Below are 20147 nucleotides of genomic sequence, written 5' to 3' on the forward strand. Positions count from 1 at the left end.
TCAAAGGAAGCATGAAGAGGGCGATAAAATAGGATAAGCTTATAAAATACAAGCTTATCCTACCAAAGTGTTAATTTCACCTGAGGGTAAAATGTTAACATTGCAAGATAGAGCTGATTATGCAACTATTATCCAGGCATTTAGCCGCGTATATGCCGAATTAAACAACAAACAACCTACTGCCATTAATGTAGATATCAAGAAAAAGGATCAACCGCTTATATGAAAAAAACATTTTTTTTATTATTTGCCACCGGCACTATTGCCGCTACCAGCGTGGCACAGGATATTAAGGAAAAAGAAGTGGCCCGTATTATAGGTACGCTGGCTGCCGATGATATGCAGGGCCGTTTGCCTGGTACACCTGGCATAGAGAAAGCCGCGGCTTTTATCAGCAGCGAATTTGCCAAAGTGCGCCTGGCCCCTTTGCCCGGGGAGAAAAGTTATTTGCAGGAATTCAATAAATACTACCTGGGCAATAGTAGTATATCCCTTACTGTTAATGGAGAACAAAAGAACTGGACCATTATCCCGTTAGGTAACACGCAGGTGTTCGATTGGGAGAAGGATAGCACCTGCGAAGAAGTGCATGTGAACGACGTAAAAGAATTCATGAAAATTGCGCGTTCGGCTGTGCCATTGCAAAAAAATACATTGATCTGGTTATCTCCTGAAATGGCCGGATATATTGGGGGTATCACCGCTTCTTTTTCAGAAAGAGTTTTTGACAGTAAAGAAGCATTGGAGGAAGCTGCCGCAAAAAATGCCGATAATAAGCGGATTGTTGTGGTAGTAGAACGTGAGCCGGTGCTAGCCGGAGCTACCTGGAAATTGAGCGTGCACCGTACTATCAACACCAAACATTTTGCCAATGTAGCCGGTATGATCAAAGGCAGTACTAAACCAAACGAATATGTGGTGTTTTCCGGGCATTACGACCATCTGGGTATACTGCCTCCTGTGGCAGGCGACAGCATTGCCAATGGCGCTGATGATGACGCTTCCGGTACTACTGCGGTGATTATGTTATCCAAATATTTCAACACACATCGCCCTCAACGCTCTGTTATATTGGTAGCCTTTACTGCAGAAGAAACCGGCGGTTATGGTTCCCGTTATTTCTCTGAAAAGCAGGACCCCGATAAGGTAGTGGCGATGTTTAATATTGAGATGATCGGGAAAGAATCGAAATTTGGTAAGAACAGTGCATTCATCACAGGCTTTGAGCGCTCCGATTTCGGGTCTATCCTGCAGCGTAACCTGAAAGGGTCTGCTTTCAGTTTTTATCCCGATCCTTATCCAGAACAGCATTTGTTCTATCGCTCAGATAATGCCACCCTGGCTCGTCAGGGCGTACCGGCACATACTATTTCCACTACGCAAATAGATAAAGACAAGTATTATCATACAGTAGGAGATGAGGTGTCTACACTCGATATTAAAAACATCATTGCTATTATTAACGCGATTGCTATCAGCTCCGGTTCTATTGTGAATGGAACGGATACGCCTACACGAATTTTAAAAAATTCGTTAGAATAACTAACTTTCGTATAATGGTCCGGTTGAGGCATACTCAGCCGGGCCATTCTTTTTTAATTATCTTACAGCTGACTTTTTTTCCAAATTCTTTGTTAAATTTACGAACGAATTTTCCCCATTAGTCATTAAAACCATATCGATAATGAAAACCGGAACCTTACAATTCTGCGGTGCTGTAGGCATTGCAACCCTTTTTCTTTCTTCTTGTTCTACGGACATGGCTAGTCCAGACACCAATCAACCTATTGACGACAAGGATGCTGTTAGCGTGAATTATGAAATCGCTGCGGTGAATCCTGTGTACACATTGTCGCCGGATGCTTCGGGGCGTATGGCTGCTATAACAGGTGATGCCGCGATGGCCAAAGACGCTTCCAGCGGATTTGACATTACCTGGGATACGGCTACTGCGCGCTTAAGGGAGATCCGTTTTGATGCGAAACGTGGAAAGGATGAAGTGGAGTTTAAATTGAAAACGGACCGGCAGGTGGACCTGAAGCAGATTCCTTCAGTGCTGGGCATCATTAAAATCCCTAAGGGCACTTATCAGCAGGTGCAAGTGTATGCCCTTGTACAAGGCGACAAAAAAGATCCGGCCGTAACCCTCAAAGGTTTTCTAACCTGGGCTGGTAAAAAGATCCCTATGGAAATCCTCCTGTCTGGCAAGATAGAGTTGGCGGCTAATGGAAAAGATGTGGTGATAACAGATACCAATGTGCAGTGGAAAGGATCGCTTAAAATTTCCATGGACCTCATTCTTACTAAACTGCAGATCGGAGACTTTACCGGTTCGTTTGCCAGCGGTCAGTTGAAGATCACTGTAGATGTAAACAGCAACCTCCATGATAAAGTGGTGAACGCGCTGGAAAACAGCATGTCTGTAGAACATACCCACGATTGATAGAGGTAGGCAGTTTGGGCAGGCATTTGTTGCTGCGCAGGCGGTAACAGGTGCCTGTCTCTGAAAAAGATGACCGCAAATTATTGTATCCTGACTTCCACATGTAAGCCGGTGGCTTTTCGTGTTTTAACGGGTATATTGGTATAGTTGGAGAATCAGATCCGGGTCGGGGCAGTTGTGCAGGTATTTTTCACGTTCACTGTAGCGGCAAACGCCGGGATAATCTCCACGGAAACCTTGCATGTCTTCAATGATCTGGAAATGCAGGTGAGGCGGCCATCCTCCGTTTTCGGAAGGTGTCCCGAAATGCCCCAGCGGTTGTCCGGCGGTAATGGGCATATTTTCGTATAATCCTTGCAGGCTGGAAATACTGAGATGGCCATACAAGGTATGAAACATGCAGCCGTCCAGCTGATGTTGCAGGATAATGGTTGCGCCATAATCGCCAAAATGATCGTTGAAGCGGAAGCTATGTACATGCGCATTCATCGGAGCATACAGCCGGGTGCCTGTTGCTCCCCATATGTCTATGCCCAGGTGTAGGCGCCGGGGTTCTTCCCCTGCATCGAAATGAGGGCTTACTGCATAAATAGTGCGATGCTCCGCATAACCGCCGATGCCTAACCTGCAGCCACTCTGCAGCAGCGTAGTGGTGATGTACTTACTGAATTTATGAATGTCTTGCAGGATATTTTTGGTAAGGATAGTATTGTTAGCCGTGAAATCCATGACCAGCAGGGATTCTTGCTCTCCCAATAGTGGCACTACCGGCTTATAGATGGATTGATATTTTTTTAATATCTCCTGTAGCATATTTTGAGCGGTTGGATCTTCATCTAAGATAAATATTAATTTGTGGAATAAATAATGACTGTTTTAATCTGATAACTAGTAGTATCCCTTTTAAACCTATGAATAAACTCTTTATGTTGGCGATGCTGTTTCGCTCATTACGAACTTATGGGTATTAAGCATTAAATAACAATAAGGCCGCTATACATAATGTATAACGGCCTTACATATACGTTTTAAACGTGCTTACGCTACTATATTGATCATTTTACCTTTTACAATAATCACTCGCTTGGGCGCTTTGCCTTCCAGCCATTTTTGCACTACTTCGCTGGCCAGTACTTCTTTCTCAATCTCGGTGTTTTCGGCGTCGAGAGAGAAGCCCATTTCTGTACGGGTTTTACCGTTAACGGCAATGGGGTAGTTGAATGCGCTTTCCTTTACATATTGCGCTTCAAATACCGGATAAGGCGCATCCAGTATGCTGCTGGTATTGCCCAGGGCATGCCATAGCTCTTCGCTGAGATGGGGCGCATATGGCGTGAGTAGTATCAGCAATGGTTCCAGGATGTCGCATTTGTGGCAACGGAGGGTGGCTAGTTCGTTTACGCAGATCATAAACTGGCTTACCGCGGTATTGTAGGAGAAACTGGAAGTATCATTATCTATTTTCTGAATGGTTTTATGCAGTATTTTCAGCTCTTCCGGTGTAGGTTTTTCTGTTTTTACCAGCCATCCTTTTTGTTCGTCTGCAAACAGGCGCCACAATTTTTTCAGGAAGCGATGCACTCCTTCAATACCTTTGGTATCCCAGGGTTTGGATTGCTCTATTGGCCCGAGGAACATTTCGTACATGCGGAAGGTATCAGCACCGTATTTGTCTACCAGATCGTTCGGGTTAACGGTGTTGAACAAGCGCTTGCTCATTTTTTCCAATTGCACGCCGCAGATGTATTTACCATCTTCCAGGACAAAGGTGGCATCTGCGAAATCTGGTTTCCATTTTTTCAGGGCTTCGGTATCCAGCTCTACGCCATCTACAAAGTTTACATCTACATGCAGTTCATCTGTTTCGTACTGGTCTTTTAATCCGTAGGAAACATATTGTTGGGTACCGCGGATACGATATACCAGGCGGGAACTACCGCCAATCATTCCCTGGTTGATCAGGGATTTGAAGGGTTCTTCAAATCCTATATGTCCCAGGTCGAACAGTACTTTTGTCCACATGCGGGAATACAGCAGGTGTCCTACGGCGTGCTCGGTACCGCCCACGTATACGTCTACCTGGTTCCAGTAATCGGTCGCTTTCCGGTCGGCGAAGGTGTTGGTGTTGTGAGGGTCCATGTAGCGGAGGAAGTACCAGCTGCTGCCGGCATAGCCAGGCATGGTATTGGTTTCGCGTTTTACATCGGGAGCCACATTTACCCAATCAGTGATATTAGCCAGTGGGCCTTCTCCATCAGCACCTGGTTTATAGTTTTCCACGTAAGGCAATTCCAGTGGCAGGTCTTTTTCGTTCATGGCATATGGAATGCCGTCTTTATAAAGGATCGGGAAAGGTTCGCCCCAGTAACGCTGACGGCTAAATCCTGCATCGCGCATCTTATAGTTGATCTGGCGTTTGCCGATCCCCATTTCTTCTAGTTTGTTGATTACCACATCCATGGCGGGTTTCATCTCCATACCGTCCAGAAAGCCACTGTTTTGGAGCTTAGCGTCTTTAGTAGGATTGGCTTCTGTGCCATTAAAGGCATCGCCGATGATATTGGTGATGGGGATATCGAAGTGCTTAGCGAAGCCAAAGTCGCGTTGATCGCCGCAGGGCACAGCCATAATAGCGCCTGTACCATAGCCGGCCAGTACGTATTCGGCAATCCATACTGGAATTTCGCGTCCGTTGAACGGGTTGATAGCATAAGCGCCGGTAAAACAACCGGTGATCTGTTTTACTTCTGCCATGCGTTCACGTTCGGAGCGGCTTTGTACGTATTCCAGGTATTTATCTATTGCTTCTTTTTGTTCCGGGGTGGTGATTAAGGACACCAGGTCATGTTCTGGCGCCAATACCATGAAATCCACTCCAAAGATTGTATCTGGTCTGGTGGTATATACTTCTACGTGTTCGGCGGAGTTTTTCAGGGCGAATTTAATTTCCGCCCCCTGGCTTTTGCCGATCCAGTTCCGCTGCATTTCCTTCATGGCATCGCTGAAGTTTACAGTTTCCAGTCCTTCCAGCAGGCGGTTGGCGTATTCGGTAATGCGCAGGAACCATTGGCGCATTTTCTTTTTTACGACGGGGTAACCGCCACGTTCACTTACGCCATTGATTACTTCATCGTTGGCCAATACAGTGCCCAGTTCGGCGCACCAGTTTACTTCTGCATAGGCGAGGTAGGCCAGCCGGTATTGCATCAGTACTTCCCGTTGTTCTTTTTCACTATAGCTTTTCCATTGGCTGGCGGTAAATTGTATGCTGCGGTCGCCGGGACAGCTATGGCCGGCATTTCCTTCCAGCTCAAAAATGGCTACAAGAGCGTTGATAGGTTCCGCTTTCTTATTAACCCGGTTATACCAGCTTTCGAAGAGTTGAAGGAATATCCACTGGGTCCATTTATAGTAAGAAGGGTCACTGGTCAATACCTGCCTGTCCCAGTCGTAGCAAAAGCCAATATTATCCAGCTGCTCCCGGAATGCCTTGATGTTCTGTTCTGTGGTAACCGCTGGGTGTTGACCCGTTTCCAGGGCATATTGTTCGGTAGGCAGGCCAAAGGCATCATACCCCATGGTATGCAGTACATTAAAGCCTTTCAGCCTTTTATAACGGGAGTAGATGTCTGTGGCAATGTAGCCGAGGGGGTGTCCTACGTGAAGACCAGCTCCGGAAGGGTAGGGAAACATGTCTAGTACGTAACATTTGGGCTTTGGACTGTCGTTGCTAACACGGTAAGCGTGCGACTGCTCCCATTGTTGCTGCCATTTCTTTTCGATTGCCCTGAAATTGTATTCCATATCGGTTGTAGATGACCTTCATTCAACGTACATACGTTAACAAAGACGTTATCAGTTATAGTTTATAAAAATTGTAATAATGCCTGTATAGCAAAATAATGTTAAATTCATTAATACACCAATGTCAATCCCCAACATCTCCATATATTGCTGTTTCAATGCCTGTAAATGGTGTATTACCTGATCGGGTTGGCAAAATTAAACACATAACTACTAATTTTTATTATTTTCGCCGATAAACTGCAGATTAATGGCGCAATCCGGGAAATCATCAGCAAAGAAGTCGAAACCCTCCTACCTGTACTCCATCGTTGGTGTAGCACTGGTATTGTTTTTACTGGGCACATTGGGTCTGGTGGTAATACATGCTAATAAATTGAGCAAGTACTTTAAGGAAAGCATTGAAATACAGGTAATTCTGAGAGATAATGTAAAAGAAGACCAGGCATTGGCCCTGAAAGACTCTATTGAACATAAGCCATATATCAAATCTATCGAATATGTATCGAAAGATATGGCCGCCCAGCGTTTCAAAAAAGAATTCGGGGAAGATTTTATCACCTTGCTCCAGTATAATCCACTGTATGGCAGTATTAACATAAAGGCTAACGCCAATTATGTGAATAACGACAGCCTGAGGGTTATCGAGAATAACCTTACCCAGCAAAGTATTGTAAGGGAGATCTCTTATCAGCGCATGTTGGTGAGCAAGTTGAATGAAAATGTCAATAAAATAGGGCTGATCATACTCCTGATCAGTGGTTTATTGTGCCTGGTAGTAATTTTTCTGATAGATAATACTATCCGCCTGGCGATGTTCAGCAACCGGTTCCTGATTAAAACCATGCAAATGGTAGGAGCTACCCGGTGGTTTATTGCCAAGCCTTTCGACCTCAGAAGCATTGCCAATGGAGCAATTAGTGCCACTATTGCCATTGCCGGCCTCCTGGGTATTATGTCGCTGACCGATAGGTTACTGCCGGAACTGGCGGGTTTACGCGATAACCTCATGATCGTCTTGTTGTTTACAGGCATGATCCTGATCGGTATCTGCATCTCGCTGGTGAGCACCCACCGTTCGGTAATGAAGTACCTGCGACTGAAACTGGATGACCTTTATTAATTTTAACACTTGAAGATATAACCAAATAACTATGTCTAAAATAATCACCGACAATAAAAAAGAGGCGCAAAGCGCAGTAGACAGCCGCCCCATTTTTCCTAAGGAAAACTACAAATTCATGCTGGTGGGTATTGTTGTTATTGTTCTGGGTTTTCTTCTGATGATGGGAGGCAATTCTACTGATCCCAACACCTTTAAGCCATCGGAAGTATACAGTTTCCGCAGAATTACCCTGGCGCCTACCGTTATTGTACTTGGCCTGTTGATAGAAGTATATGCTATTATGCGCCGTCCGAAAGCTAACGCATAATTTTTCCCTATAAAAGTATTCTTACAGCGATGATTGCTCATCGCTTTTTTTTTCACTTTTAACCATACTAAATTCAATGAATGTTTTTCAGGCTATCATTATTGCCATTGTGGAAGGCTTAACAGAATTTCTGCCTATTTCCTCCACGGGCCATATGATTATTGTAAGTGCCATTTTAGGGATTGGAAAAGATGACTTTACCAAACTGTTTGAAGTAGTGATACAGTTAGGCGCCATCTTAGCGGTAGTAGTGTTATATTGGAAGAAGTTTTTCGTGTTGGACCGTAACAGGCTTAGCTTTTATATGAAGCTGATCGTAGCGGTAATCCCCGCCCTCATTGCCGGTTATCTTTTCAGCGACCGGATAGATAAAATGCTGGAAAGCCCTTTAACCGTTGGCGTTACCCTTTTGCTGGGAGGTATTGTACTCCTGTTTGTGGACAACTGGTTTAAAGACCCTAAAATTCTGACAGAAGAAAAAATTGATATTTTCACGGCGCTGCGCATTGGTTTTTATCAATGCCTCGCACTGATACCTGGTACCAGCCGGAGTGCCGCTTCCATTATTGGAGGGATGCAACAGCGGCTTTCCCGTAGCGTGGCCGCCGAATTCTCCTTTTTCCTGGCCGTGCCCACCATGGCGGCAGCAACCGGCTACAAGCTCCTGAAAGGCAGGGAATTGCTAATGGCTCATCCGGAAAACCTGAAGCTCCTCCTCGTTGGAAACATTGTTGCTTTTATAGTAGCAATGGGGGCTATCAAGTTTTTTATTGGCGCATTAAAGAAGTATGGCTTTAAAATGTGGGGTTACTACCGTATAGTAGTAGGCATCGTGATTATTGCCGCTATATTGATGGGTTATACCCTCGAAGTTTAGATGTGATGGCATTTGATTGTCCTGATGGTAGTAGTAGCATCAGGACAATCAAGTTAGCCTTTTACCGCCAGTAGCAGCTCCAGGTCTGTATATTTCAGTTTAAATTTCTCGCTCAGATGGTAATTGGTAAGTGCGCCTTTATAAAGGTAGATACCGTTACGTACGCCCCGTTTAATCCATACCAGGTTTTCAAATCCGCCGTCGTCGGCTGCTTCCACCAGTAAGGGCATCAGTACATTGCTGATGGCTTCGGAGGCAGTACGGGCAAATCCAGAAGGGATATTGGGTACGCAATAGTGCACTACGTCGTACTTTTTGAACACGGGATTCTCGTGGGTAGTGATTTCGGAAGTTTCGAAACAGCCGCCCCGGTCGATGCTTACATCTACGATAACAGAACCGGCTTTCATGTTGCTCACCATAGATTCGGTGACCACCACTGGCGTGCGGCCACTTTGGGAAGAGAGTGCGCCTACCGCCACGTCTGCGTTGCGGAGCTGCTCAGCCAGTACTTTAGGCTGGATAACGGAAGTGAACACACGCATACCGATATTGTTTTGCAGCCGCTTCAATTTATAGATGTTGTTATCAAATACTTTTACAGAAGATCCTAAGGCCAATGCGGTGCGGGCGGCAAATTCACCCACTATGCCAGCGCCTATGATCACTACCTTGGTAGGCGGAATGCCGGTAATACCGCCCAATAAAATACCCTTGCCTTTGTTATCATTGCTTAAGTATTGCCCGGCAATCAGCATGCAGGCGCCGCCGGCAATTTCACTCATGGCCCTAACAATAGGATAGGTGCCGGCATCGTCTTTCAGGTTTTCGAAAGATAAGAGCGTAATGCGTTTATCCATCATTTTCTCTACCTGAGAAGCTCTCAGGGCAGCCAGATGTATAGGGGAGATGATGATCTGGTGTGGGTGCAACAGCTCGATTTCTTCGTCGTTCAAGGGGGCCGATTTCACAATGATCTCTGCCTTAAAGACTTCTTTTTTATCGTAAATGATTTCGGCGCCAGCTTCCGAGTAGTCGGTGTCGTAGTAATGAGATCCGTCGCCGGCTTTGTGTTCCACTACAATGTGATGTCCATGAGCCGCCAAAATGCTTACAGCGTCTGGCGTTAGGGCAATCCGGTTCTCCTGGAAAGAAGTCTCTTTGGGAATACCTATAAACAATCGGGAGTTTTTTGGTGGAATATCCAGTTTTTCTTCCAGTGGTGAATAGGTAAACCCAGCACTTACTACAGGTTTCTGCCTCTGCTCCATATGCGGTTTTCAGTTTTAAAAATCGAAGTACTCAAAGATACATTATTTGAGAGATGAAGCGATTTCGCGTAATACCCTTTTTTGATCCGGCCCTACTTCCAATTGTAGGTGTACCGTATTGGGCGGTAACAGGTGGGCTACCACTTCCGGCCACTCCACGAAACAGATGCCGTCCTGGTACAAAGTATCTTCTACACCGGCGCTGATAGCATCCGCTTCATCTCTTAACCGGTATAAATCGAGGTGATAGATGCGGTGTGATTTTCCGGCAAAATCCTGGTAAGCATACTCATTAATAATGGAGAAGGTAGGACTGGCAGTGGCGTCTTCTACACCCTTGGCGGCGCATAAAGCTTTTACCAATGTAGTTTTACCTGCCCCCATGGGGCCGTTTAAGGTGAATACCCGTTTATCTGCAAAATGTTCCCAGAACTGTTGAGCGGTTTCCGGTAATTGCGCCAGTGTAAATGTCCATTGCATCTGCGAATTTAGATATTTTGCGTAAAAACAAGGGGAAATACCCTTATTAACAGGAGCAAGTGCAACCAGATTCTATTTTCCTTGGAGGCCAGCCCTCAATGGGCCTAAACGACGCTACGTTGCATTAATAAATGCCGGCGGAAACAAAGCCAATATAGTTGTCTCATTGCCAGTTTTTTTCAAATGACGCTCCGTTGCATTAATATTTTATCAGCTTAAAGGCTCAACCGGTAACTTTGTAACCAGGAGGAACAATATCAGATGACACCTATTAGTTGTAAAGTAGAAGGCATGCATTGCACTAATTGTGCACTCAGCGTTTCTAAATATTTGGAAAAGAAAGGCATGCAAGATGTCAATGTTAGTTTTGCCACCGAAGAAGTGAGCTTCACGGCGCCTGCCGGAGCCGATTCTAAGGAAGTGCTTAGCGGCATCAACCAAATGGGATACCGCGTAATATTGCCCGAAGATAAACCTGCTGCTCCTAAGCGCTATAACACCCTTACCTTCAAATTCATTTTCTGTCTAATATTTACTGCTCCATTGTTATTGCATATGTGGGTAAATTGGTCTTGGCTGCACCATCCCTGGGTGCAATTTGGCCTTACTTTGCCTGTATATACAGCAGGGATGTGGCATTTTGGCCGTAGCGCTGTACGATCGCTGATTAACCGTATGGCTAATATGGACGTGCTGGTAACGCTGGGAGCTACTGCCGCCTTTGCCTATAGTTTTGTAGGCACTGTTATATACGGCAACCCGGATTATATGTTTTACGAAACCACCGCCGCCATTATTACCCTGGTATTTCTGGGAAACATGCTGGAAGAAAAGTCCGTTAAACAAACTACCTCAGCCATTGCTGACCTGGCAAAAATGCAGGTAACAACAGCCCGGCTCATTAACACCGATCATGGCCATGAGCATATCCATGAAGTAGATAACCGCACCCTACGCCCAGGTGATTGTGTACTCGTGAACACCGGAGATAAGGTTCCCATGGATGGTACGGTTTATTGGGGCAGCGGGCATGCCAACGAATCCATGATTACGGGTGAAAGCACTCCTGTCGGCAAAAAGGAAAAAGATAAAGTGATGGGGGGTACTATTCTGGAAGACGGTAGCATCAAAGTATATATTACTGCTACCGGTAAGGATACGGTGCTGTCTTACATCATTGAACTGGTAAAACAGGCGCAGGCCGACAAGCCTCCCATGCAAAAGCTGGCCGACCGTATCAGTGCCATATTTGTGCCGCTGGTATTGAGCATTGCTGTACTTACTTTTCTGGGGTGGTACTTTGTAGGCCACGCTACACTGGCTACTGCTATGATGCGTAGTGTAGCCGTGTTGGTCATTGCGTGTCCTTGTGCTATGGGGCTGGCTACGCCAGCTGCCGTTATGGTAGGACTGGGACGTGCGGCCAAAAATGGTATTCTCATCAAAGGCGGGCATACCTTGGAAATGTTTAAGGATATACGCCAGGTAGTATTTGATAAAACAGGTACGCTTACTACCGGCAAGCTGCAATTGAGTGAATACCGTTTTTTTGATATGCCGGAAGAGGCTTTTAAACAGGTAGTATACAGCCTGGAAAAATATTCTTCCCATCCTATTGCCCGCTCTGTTGCGGGGTTGTGGAAATCGGCCGGGGAAGTGCCTTTGCAACAGGTGCGGGAGCATAAGGGGCTGGGTATGCGCGCGAAAGATAAAGCCGGCAACGAGTGGCAGCTGGGTTCTTTCCGCATGGCGGAAGGGCTTACTGCCGATAATGGCCATCACTTGTATCTTATTAAAAATAACCAACTGGCTGGTTGGCTCGATTTCAACGATGAAGTAAGGCCAGAAGCCGCAGCGGTAGTTGCTGCACTGAAACGATCCGGTATTAAGCCCATCCTGTTAAGTGGGGATACCATCCATAAGTGTCAGGAGCTGGCTTCCCGCCTGGGCATTACAGAGGTATATGCAGAACAATCGCCACAGCAAAAACTGCAAATGGTGGATACCCTTATGCAACAGGCGCCTACCGCTATGGTGGGCGATGGTATCAATGATGCGCCAGCATTAGCTAAAGCTACTATCGGCATCTCTCTCAGCGATGCTACCCAGGTAGCTATGCAGAGCGCCAATGTAGTATTGCTCAATAATAACCTGGGCGCATTGCCATTGGCGCTGGGATTAGGTAAACACACCTATCTTACTATTAAACAAAATCTTTTCTGGGCGTTCATCTATAACGTAGTGGCCATCCCGGTAGCTGCATTGGGTTTTCTTAACCCTATTGTGGGCGCGGGTATAATGGGCCTCTCGGATGTGGTGCTGGCCGTGAATTCGGTGCGCCTGAGATATAAACATGTGGGCTATTAGCTGCTAGGGGCTATTAGCTAATAGCTTATCTTTGCTGCACATGACCGCGCCCGTAGCTATATTACAACAATTCTGGGGATATCATCAATTCCGGCCTTTACAGGAAGATATCATCAATGCCATTCTTGCTGGCCAGGATACGTTGGCATTGTTGCCTACTGGCGGTGGAAAGTCGATCTGTTTCCAGGTGCCGGCCATGATGAAGCCTGGTTTATGTTTGGTGGTAACGCCGCTTATCGCTTTGATGAAAGACCAGGTGGCTAACCTGAAGAAAAGAGGGATCACTGCTTATGCTATTTACTCCGGTATGCCATTCCAGGAAGTGGAAAGGGTACTGGAAGCTGCCCGGCGGGGAGGTTGTAAGTTTTTATATGTGTCCCCGGAAAGATTACAGAGCAAACTTTTTCAGACCTATTGTGATGGACTGCCGGTAAACCTTATCGCTGTAGATGAAGCACATTGTATTTCACAATGGGGATACGACTTCCGTCCGGCTTACCTGCAGATTGCGGATATACGCAGTTTTTTCCCTGAAGCGCCGGTATTAGCCCTAACAGCTTCTGCTACTCCCCGGGTGCAAACAGACATCTGTGACAAGTTGCTCATGCAAGAAGCGCGGGTGTTTTCCAAAAGCTTCGCCAGGGCCAATCTCTCCTACAGTGTGTTGGAGGAAACGACCAAAGTAGATAAATTAAAACACCTGCTGGACCGTGTTCCAGGCTGTGGTATTGTATATTGCCGCAACCGGAAGCGTACTAAGGAGATAGCTTCCTTACTGGAATTGCAGGGTATTCCGGCCAGTTACTACCATGCGGGGCTACCACCTGCCGAACGGGCTGCCCGCCAGGAAGCCTGGATCAATAATGAAACCCGCATTATGGTGTGTACCAATGCTTTTGGCATGGGTATCGATAAGCCAGATGTGCGGATAGTGGTGCATTACGATGTGCCGGATAGTTTGGAGGCCTACTACCAGGAAGCCGGCCGCGCTGGCCGCGATGAAAAGAAGGCATATGCCGTGCTGCTGTATAACGAAGAGGAACTCACAGACATGCATGAACGCGTTGCCTTGCAATTTCCTACCCTGGAGCAGATCCGGGAAATATACCAGGCTATTGTGAATTATTTACAGGTGCCTGTAGGCAGTGCAGAAGGCATGTATTTCGATTTCGATATCAATGATTTTGCCCGTACTTTTCAACTCAACCTTACCTTGTCCTATAGTGCTATCCGCCTGTTGGAGCAAGAAGGGGTGCTGCAGTTGAGTGAAAGCGTATTCCTGCCTTCCCGGGTAGAATTTATTACCAGTAAAGAATCCCTATATGAATTCGGCAGTGCCTATCCTGCGCTGGAAGAGATAATGAGAACATTATTGCGCACTTATGAAGGTATTGTTGATAATGCGGTGCCAGTATATGAAAGGCAACTGGGAAGGATAATGTTAATGGAAGATGATGAAATTATGGCCCAATTGCAGCAGCTCCACCATTATGGCATCATCCGTTACCAGCCCCGGCGGGATCAGCCACAGCTATGCTTCTTACAAGAACGGGTATCTGCCAGATACTTACGCATTAATATGGCCAGGGTAGAGGTCCGTAAAAAGGTATATGTAAACCGGTTGGAAGCCATGTTTGCGTATACCCGTAACCGGGAAGTGTGCCGTACGCAACAACTGGTGGTTTATTTCGGAGAAAAAGACAGCGTTCCTTGTGGGGCGTGCGATATATGCGTGAAACAAAAATCCCGGCCAATGGATGCGGGTAGCTTTAAGCGTATATCTGATACCGTTATTGCCCGGCTTAAAACAGCGCCATTGTCTTTCGAAGCGTTACAACAGCATTTGCCAGATATCAGGCGTAGCGACCTGCTACAAGTGTTACAGTTCCTGCATGAAGAAGGACTGATTGATCGTGATGCAGGTGGCGGGCTGTTAACGGTTAGCCGCTAAAGGAAATTAGCTGCCCCAACAACATGAACAGGCAGCTAACTGTTAAATGATCAGAGACTCACTTTTTTCCCTTCTTTATTACTTTCAAAAGCCGCTTCTATTATCCGGATCACTTTAATGGCATCCTGTGCAGGCACCGGGTTAGGCGCTTGATTTGCCAGCGCTTCGTAGATGCCCTGGTAGTAATCCATGTAGTTGCCAGGGCTGCCGGGGACATACTGTTTTACTACTTTTCCGTCGATGGCTGTGTGCAGCAGGCCCCATTCGTGTGGTGCTTCTGCACCCCATTCGGGACTATTGGGAAATAGGCCCCGTTGTAACTGTGCTTCCTGGATGTCTGATTTAGTTTTGATGAAAGAGCCAATGCGGCCATGCAACTGGTATGCCGGTAAAGCTTCACGGATCAGGTAACTGCACTTGATACGGGCACGCAGATGTGGATAATAGAGCAATAGCTCAAAATAATCATCTACAATGGAATCTTTCCGGATGATGCGTATGTCTGCCCATATGGCTTCCGGCATGCCAAAGAGAATAATGGCCTGGTCGATGAGATGAGAGCCCAGGTCGTAGAGGGCGCCGGTGCCAGGGCCGCCTATTTCTTTATGTTTTTTATAGCTCAGCTCTTCCTTGAAACGGTCGTAGTGGATTTCAGCCTCCAGTATATCGCCCAGCTGACCGGATTGCAATACCTGTTTAACTACTTTATAGTCGCTGTCGTACCGGCGGTTGTGATACACGCTGAGCAGCAATCCCTTTTCCGCTGCTAATGCAACCAGTTTTTCACCTTCCGGGGCATGCACGGTGAAAGGTTTTTCTACGATCACATTTTTCCCGGCCAACAGGGCTGCTTTGGCGTAGTCGTAGTGGGTGTAGTTAGGGGTATTGATCACCACCAGTTCCAGGTCTTTATCAGCCAACATATCTTCTGCACTCGTATATACTTTTACGTTAGGATATCGTTCCTGTGCGAGGTGTTTACTCCTTTCTACCACTGCGGTAAATTCAAAACCTGGATTTACGTGCAGGAAGGGTGCGTGGAATATCTGTCCGGACATTCCGTACGAGCATACGCCCGTTTTAATAACTTTACTCATGCGCTTAAAAATATAGATGTAAGCCGACTGTATGTATTTGTCGTTGTGAAATTAAAACAATTCCTTGTTGATTATACTTCGTATATAGTATGACGTTAAAACCAGCTGTTGCCTTTGCTGCTACGGCCTCCCAGGCCAAGGGCGCCTAACAGGCTGCGGGTAATCACATTAGCGGCTGTACGGCCTACCTGTTTGGCAGCAGGACTATTAAGCACTTCTTCAAGGAGTCCTTTCTCTTCTTTGGGTTTGCCGGAATGCGCTTGTGCCGCTGTTTTATCAGCAGCGTCTTGCAGCTTGGCTGTCAGGATTTCGTAGGCGCTTTCATTGTCGATTTCCTGGCTGTATTTTTTTACCAGTTTGGAGTTATCCACAATAGTATCTATTTCCGCTGGCGTTAACACGTCCATACGCGATCTGGGCGATACCAGCATAGTGGCAGCCAGTGGTGTAGGCACGCCTTTTTCATCCAGGCAGGTGATCAGGGCTTCTCCGATGCCTATCTGGGTAAGCAATTCATCTGTTTTATAAAAATCCGATAAAGGATAGTTTTCTGCTGTTTGCTTAATCATCTTCCGGTCGTTAGCCGTAAATGCCCGCAAGGCATGCTGCACTTTGAGTCCCAATTGGCCCAGTACAGACGGTGGTATATCTGTAGGGTTCTGTGTGCAGAAGAAAATACCCACCCCTTTGGAACGGATCAATTTTATGATGGTATCAATCTGTTTAAGCAGGGCATCACTGGCTTCATTAAAAACCAGGTGGGCTTCATCAATAAACATTACCAGCTTGGGCTTATCCAGATCGCCTTCCTCTGGTAAAGTAGCGTATAACTCGGCCAACAGGCTAAGCATAAAGGTGGAAAAGAGTTTGGGGCGATCCTGGATGTCGGCAACCCTTAAAACAGATACCATGCCCCGGCCATCGTCGCTGATACGCATCAGGTCATCTACTTCAAAGGATTTTTCTCCAAAAAAGAGATCCGCTCCCTGTTGTTCCAGCTCTATTACTTTGCGTAAGATGGTGCCGGTGGAAGTGGTGGATATGTTACCATAGTCTTTTTCCAGGTCTGCTTTTCCTTCATCTCCGGCATATTGCAGCACTTTTTTGAAGTCTTTTAAATCCAGCAGTGGCAGTTTTTGATCATCGCAGTATTTAAATAGCATGGATACCAATCCGGCTTGTATATCATTTAGTTCCAGTATTTTGGAGAGCAATATAGGGCCGAACTCGCTAACAGTAGCCCGTAAGCGCACGCCTTTTTCCTGGCTTAGGGAGAGTAATTCGGCGGGATAGGCAGATGGGGTCCAGTTGCCGCCTATTTTTTGATAACGTTCAACGATATTGGGGTTAAGTGTGCCGGCAGCAGCAATACCGCTTAGATCGCCTTTAATATCGAGGAGCAATACCGGTACACTGGCATCGCTAAGGCCTTCTGCAATTAACTGCAGGGTTTTGGTTTTACCCGTTCCGGTGGCTCCGGCAATTAAACCGTGCCGGTTGAGGGTTTTCAGTGGAAGATATACATCTGCCCCGGTTACTATTTCACCGTTCAACATAGCACAGCCGAGCCTGAAATGCTCGCCCTGAAATGTATAGCCGCTTTTGACATAGTTCAGTAATGCATCCTGATTGGCCATGACGTATTATTTTCTATGAAGATAACAAAAAGCGGGCGGTTGTTTGGGAATAGCAGGGAATGGGGTTGGGGGTACCTCAAATAAAAAATCTGCTATGAAGCATAGCAGATTTTTTATCCATAAATATTTAATGACAATTTAGAGGTCTTCTTCTCTTTCTAACATTAATATAGCGCCCTGAGGCACGATATAATACGTTTCGTCTGCGTAAACCACTTCTGTAGATCCACTTAGCAGAAAAATGGCGAGATCACCTTCTTTTACCTGTAAGGGAACGTATTTTACTTTTTCTTCTTCCGGTTTCCAGGCTTCGTCATTATCTACGGGTACAGGTATCGCATAACCAGGTCCGGTTTTGATAACATAACCACGCTGTACCTTTTCTTTTTCCTGTACACCTGGAGGCAGGTATAACCCGCTGCTGGTGCGCTCATGGGGAGTGGCGGGCTTTATTAGCACCCGGTCGCCCACAACGATCAGTTTTTTCAATTTATTGTCGGTTGTTATATGTATAGCCATACCCATTCCATATCAAATATAATGCAGTAGCCTGTGGTTGTGACAGACTGACAGTGCATTACAGCCCGCTTAAAGCAAAGGGCTGGCTCGCCCGGATGCCTTTCTCTGTTTGTTCCAGTATACAGCATTCATTAACCGGATCATGTTCAAAATAAAGGATATACTGTTGTTCTAATGCTTCCTGCAAAAAGCTTTTCTTTTCCTGCAAGGTGGTTAAAGGAAACATATCATAAGCCATTACATAAGGGAGCGGAATGTGTGCAATGGATGGCAGCAAATCTGCCATATATACAATCGTTTTGCCTTTGTAGCTGATCTGGGGCAACATCATGGCATCGGTATGTCCGTTGGCAAACCGGATATGGATATTGTCCGCAAAGGGGGTTCCTTCCTGGTGGTCTATAAATTTAAGCTGACCACTTTCCTGGATGGGCAGAATATTTTCTTTCAGGAATGAGGCTTTTTCACGTTCGTTTGGATGGGTAGCCCATTCCCAGTGGTCTTTGTTGCTCCAGTAAATCGCGTTTTTAAAAGCCGGTACCAATTTGTCGCCTTGCCGGGTAATACTACCGCCGCAGTGATCGAAATGCAGGTGGGTGAGAAAAACATCGGTAATGTCGTCTCGGTGAAACCCTAATGCCGCCAGCGATTTATCTAGGGTAGCGTCGCCATGAAGGTAGTAGTGGCTAAAGAATTTAGCGTCTTGTTTATCTCCGATGCCGTTATCTACCAGGATGAGCCGTTTACCATCTTCTATGAGCAAACAGCGCATGGCCCAGGAGCAAAGGTTGTTGTCGTCTGCCGGATTTAATTTATTCCAGATGGTTTTGGGTACTACGCCAAACATAGCGCCGCCATCGAGTTTGAAAAATCCTGTATCTATGGTATGTAATGTCATGATCAGAAAGTTTTGGTCGGAAAAGGTACCTAATTAACCCAATTGAAGTACTGTTTGTTTTTGTTTAAGCAAGGCGGAAACCACCCATACCAGCCCAATTACAAAGAATACTACCAGGGCTAATACTGAGTTGCGCATATCTTCTGTAAGGTCGTCTATATAAGCAAAAGAAAACATACCGATCACGATAGACAGTTTTTCTGTAACGTCGTAATAGCTGAAAAATGAAGTAGTGTCTTGTGTTTCGGGCATTAGTTTAGCGTAGGTAGAGCGGCTGAGCGATTGGATACCGCCCATTACTAGGCCTACTGCAGCTGCCAGTAGATAGAAGTGCATAGCTGTTTGCATTTTATAGCCGGCTACACAGATCAATATCCATAGGATGATAACGCTGATCAATACACGAAGATTGCCGTATTTGCCGGAGAGTTTGGCCATCAGCCAGGCGCCTGCGATAGCTACTATCTGTATAATTACTACGGTAACGATGAGCAGGGTGGCCTCCAGATGCAATACTTTGCTGCCAAAAATAGTGGCAGCCATCATCACGGTTTGTACCCCCATGCTGTAAAAGAAAAATCCGCGTAGAAACCTTTTCAATACGGGTAATTGCTTTACCTGGGCATATACTTTTCTTAGTTCACTGAATCCTTCTGTAAGGGTGTTGCTGGCATGTTTGGATACGGTAGTGATGCTGTTGGGCAAGGTGGCGAAGGTAACTTGTGCAAAGCCCAGCCACCAAATGCCTACCAGAAGAAAGGTGATTTTTATGGGCAGGCTTTCATCCATGCCCAATGGTTTGGCGGCCAGTACTAGCCCAAAACCAATCAGTTGCAGGAGCACGCTACCGATATAGCCCATGCCAAAGCCTTTGGCGCTCACGCTGTCGCGGTCTTCTGGGGCAGCAATTTCTGGCAGGTAGGAGTTATAAAATACCAGACCGCCGCAATAGCCTATGGTTGCGAGCATAAAACAGACTACGCCCAATGTCAGATGGTTGCTATCAAATAGATAAAGGGCGCAGCAAGACAGGGAACCGAGCAAAGTAAAGAAGCGCAGGAAGTTTTTCTTGTTCCCTCTGGTATCTGCAATAGAAGAGAGAATCGGAGAAACAATGGCCACTAGCAGAAAAGCTGCTGCCATGGTGTAGTTGTAAAGCGCGGAGTTGACAAACTTCATTCCCAGAAAGGAAGTATGTTCGTTAGTAACCGCTAAAAAATAGATAGGGAAAAAGGTAGTGGTGATTACTAGGTTGTACACAGAGTTGGCCCAGTCGTACATTGCCCAGCCATTAATTACTTTTTTACTGGCAGTCTTCATATAGCTTACAGCTTTTAATAGTTAGCAGTAAGCGAAGATAATATTCCAAT

General features: G+C 46.1%; 17 protein-coding genes. 8 read left to right on the top strand and 9 right to left on the bottom strand.

The features are described from left to right. Positions 1 to 100: 100 nt before the first annotated feature. From ACDQ55_RS05975 to ACDQ55_RS05985, 3 genes are all read left to right on the top strand, one after another. Positions 101 to 226: a hypothetical protein gene (locus ACDQ55_RS05975; RefSeq protein ID WP_420980311.1), complete on the top strand. Its 126-nt coding sequence runs from the start codon at positions 101 to 103 to the stop codon at positions 224 to 226. Beyond that, positions 223 to 1542 carry a M20/M25/M40 family metallo-hydrolase gene (locus ACDQ55_RS05980; protein ID WP_420980312.1) on the top strand — a complete coding sequence of 440 codons (1320 nt, stop codon included), beginning with the start codon at positions 223 to 225 and terminating at the stop codon, positions 1540 to 1542. Before ACDQ55_RS05975 ends, ACDQ55_RS05980 begins: the two co-directional genes overlap by 4 nt. A 142-nt stretch (positions 1543 to 1684) precedes the next feature. After that, on the top strand, positions 1685 to 2443 hold the full coding sequence (locus ACDQ55_RS05985; RefSeq protein WP_420980314.1) for a hypothetical protein: 759 nt from the start codon (positions 1685 to 1687) through the stop codon (positions 2441 to 2443). 126 nt (positions 2444 to 2569) lie between these two features. Here ACDQ55_RS05985 and ACDQ55_RS05990 read toward each other — a convergent pair whose 3' ends face one another. Next, complete coding sequence (locus ACDQ55_RS05990) at positions 2570 to 3256, bottom strand: peptidoglycan DD-metalloendopeptidase family protein (protein ID WP_420980315.1); 687 nt, start codon at positions 3254 to 3256, stop codon at positions 2570 to 2572. A gap of 225 nt (positions 3257 to 3481) precedes the next feature. Further along, positions 3482 to 6247, bottom strand: a complete 2766-nt coding sequence (gene leuS / locus ACDQ55_RS05995; RefSeq protein ID WP_420980316.1) for a leucine--tRNA ligase — start codon at positions 6245 to 6247, stop codon at positions 3482 to 3484. Between the two features lie 250 nt (positions 6248 to 6497). Here leuS and ACDQ55_RS06000 point away from each other — a divergent pair, with 250 nt between their 5' ends. From ACDQ55_RS06000 to ACDQ55_RS06010, 3 genes are all read left to right on the top strand, one after another. Next, complete coding sequence (locus ACDQ55_RS06000) at positions 6498 to 7370, top strand: cell division protein FtsX (RefSeq protein ID WP_420980317.1); 873 nt, start codon at positions 6498 to 6500, stop codon at positions 7368 to 7370. A 31-nt stretch (positions 7371 to 7401) separates the two neighbouring features. Continuing rightward, complete coding sequence (locus tag ACDQ55_RS06005) at positions 7402 to 7680, top strand: DUF3098 domain-containing protein (RefSeq protein ID WP_420980318.1); 279 nt, start codon at positions 7402 to 7404, stop codon at positions 7678 to 7680. Between the two features lie 76 nt (positions 7681 to 7756). Then, positions 7757 to 8557 (top strand): undecaprenyl-diphosphate phosphatase, encoded by an 801-nt coding sequence (locus ACDQ55_RS06010; RefSeq protein ID WP_420980319.1) that lies wholly within the window; start codon positions 7757 to 7759, stop codon positions 8555 to 8557. 53 nt (positions 8558 to 8610) lie between these two features. On the opposite strand, the gene ACDQ55_RS06015 is transcribed toward ACDQ55_RS06010, so the two are convergent. Beyond that, positions 8611 to 9828, bottom strand: a complete 1218-nt coding sequence (locus ACDQ55_RS06015; protein WP_420980320.1) for an alanine dehydrogenase — start codon at positions 9826 to 9828, stop codon at positions 8611 to 8613. A gap of 42 nt (positions 9829 to 9870) precedes the next feature. Further along, complete coding sequence (gene tsaE, locus ACDQ55_RS06020) at positions 9871 to 10308, bottom strand: tRNA (adenosine(37)-N6)-threonylcarbamoyltransferase complex ATPase subunit type 1 TsaE (protein WP_420980321.1); 438 nt, start codon at positions 10306 to 10308, stop codon at positions 9871 to 9873. Positions 10309 to 10599: 291 nt separating this feature from the next. Between tsaE and ACDQ55_RS06025 the strand changes: the two genes are divergently transcribed. Then, positions 10600 to 12675, top strand: a complete 2076-nt coding sequence (locus ACDQ55_RS06025) for a heavy metal translocating P-type ATPase (RefSeq protein WP_420980322.1) — start codon at positions 10600 to 10602, stop codon at positions 12673 to 12675. A gap of 40 nt (positions 12676 to 12715) precedes the next feature. Then, a complete protein-coding gene (locus tag ACDQ55_RS06030) occupies positions 12716 to 14626 on the top strand; it encodes a RecQ family ATP-dependent DNA helicase (protein WP_420980323.1) in 1911 nt (636 codons plus the stop codon). Between the two features lie 50 nt (positions 14627 to 14676). On the opposite strand, the gene ACDQ55_RS06035 is transcribed toward ACDQ55_RS06030, so the two are convergent. The 5 genes from ACDQ55_RS06035 to ACDQ55_RS06055 all read right to left on the bottom strand — a co-directional run bounded on the left by ACDQ55_RS06035 (position 14677) and on the right by ACDQ55_RS06055 (position 20097). Beyond that, a complete protein-coding gene (locus ACDQ55_RS06035) occupies positions 14677 to 15723 on the bottom strand; it encodes a Gfo/Idh/MocA family oxidoreductase (protein ID WP_420980325.1) in 1047 nt (348 codons plus the stop codon). A gap of 95 nt (positions 15724 to 15818) precedes the next feature. Further along, on the bottom strand, positions 15819 to 17360 hold the full coding sequence (locus ACDQ55_RS06040; protein ID WP_420980326.1) for a helicase HerA-like domain-containing protein: 1542 nt from the start codon (positions 17358 to 17360) through the stop codon (positions 15819 to 15821). 138 nt (positions 17361 to 17498) lie between these two features. Next, positions 17499 to 17879, bottom strand: a complete 381-nt coding sequence (locus ACDQ55_RS06045; protein WP_420980327.1) for a co-chaperone GroES — start codon at positions 17877 to 17879, stop codon at positions 17499 to 17501. Positions 17880 to 17937: 58 nt separating this feature from the next. After that, positions 17938 to 18777 carry an MBL fold metallo-hydrolase gene (locus tag ACDQ55_RS06050; RefSeq protein WP_420980329.1) on the bottom strand — a complete coding sequence of 280 codons (840 nt, stop codon included), beginning with the start codon at positions 18775 to 18777 and terminating at the stop codon, positions 17938 to 17940. Positions 18778 to 18810: 33 nt separating this feature from the next. Next, positions 18811 to 20097, bottom strand: coding sequence for an MFS transporter (locus tag ACDQ55_RS06055; RefSeq protein ID WP_420980330.1), 1287 nt, complete (start codon positions 20095 to 20097; stop codon positions 18811 to 18813). Positions 20098 to 20147 lie beyond the last annotated feature (50 nt).

This window comes from Chitinophaga sp. 30R24 (assembly GCF_049056765.1).
Taxonomy (GTDB): Bacteria; Bacteroidota; Bacteroidia; order Chitinophagales; family Chitinophagaceae; genus Chitinophaga.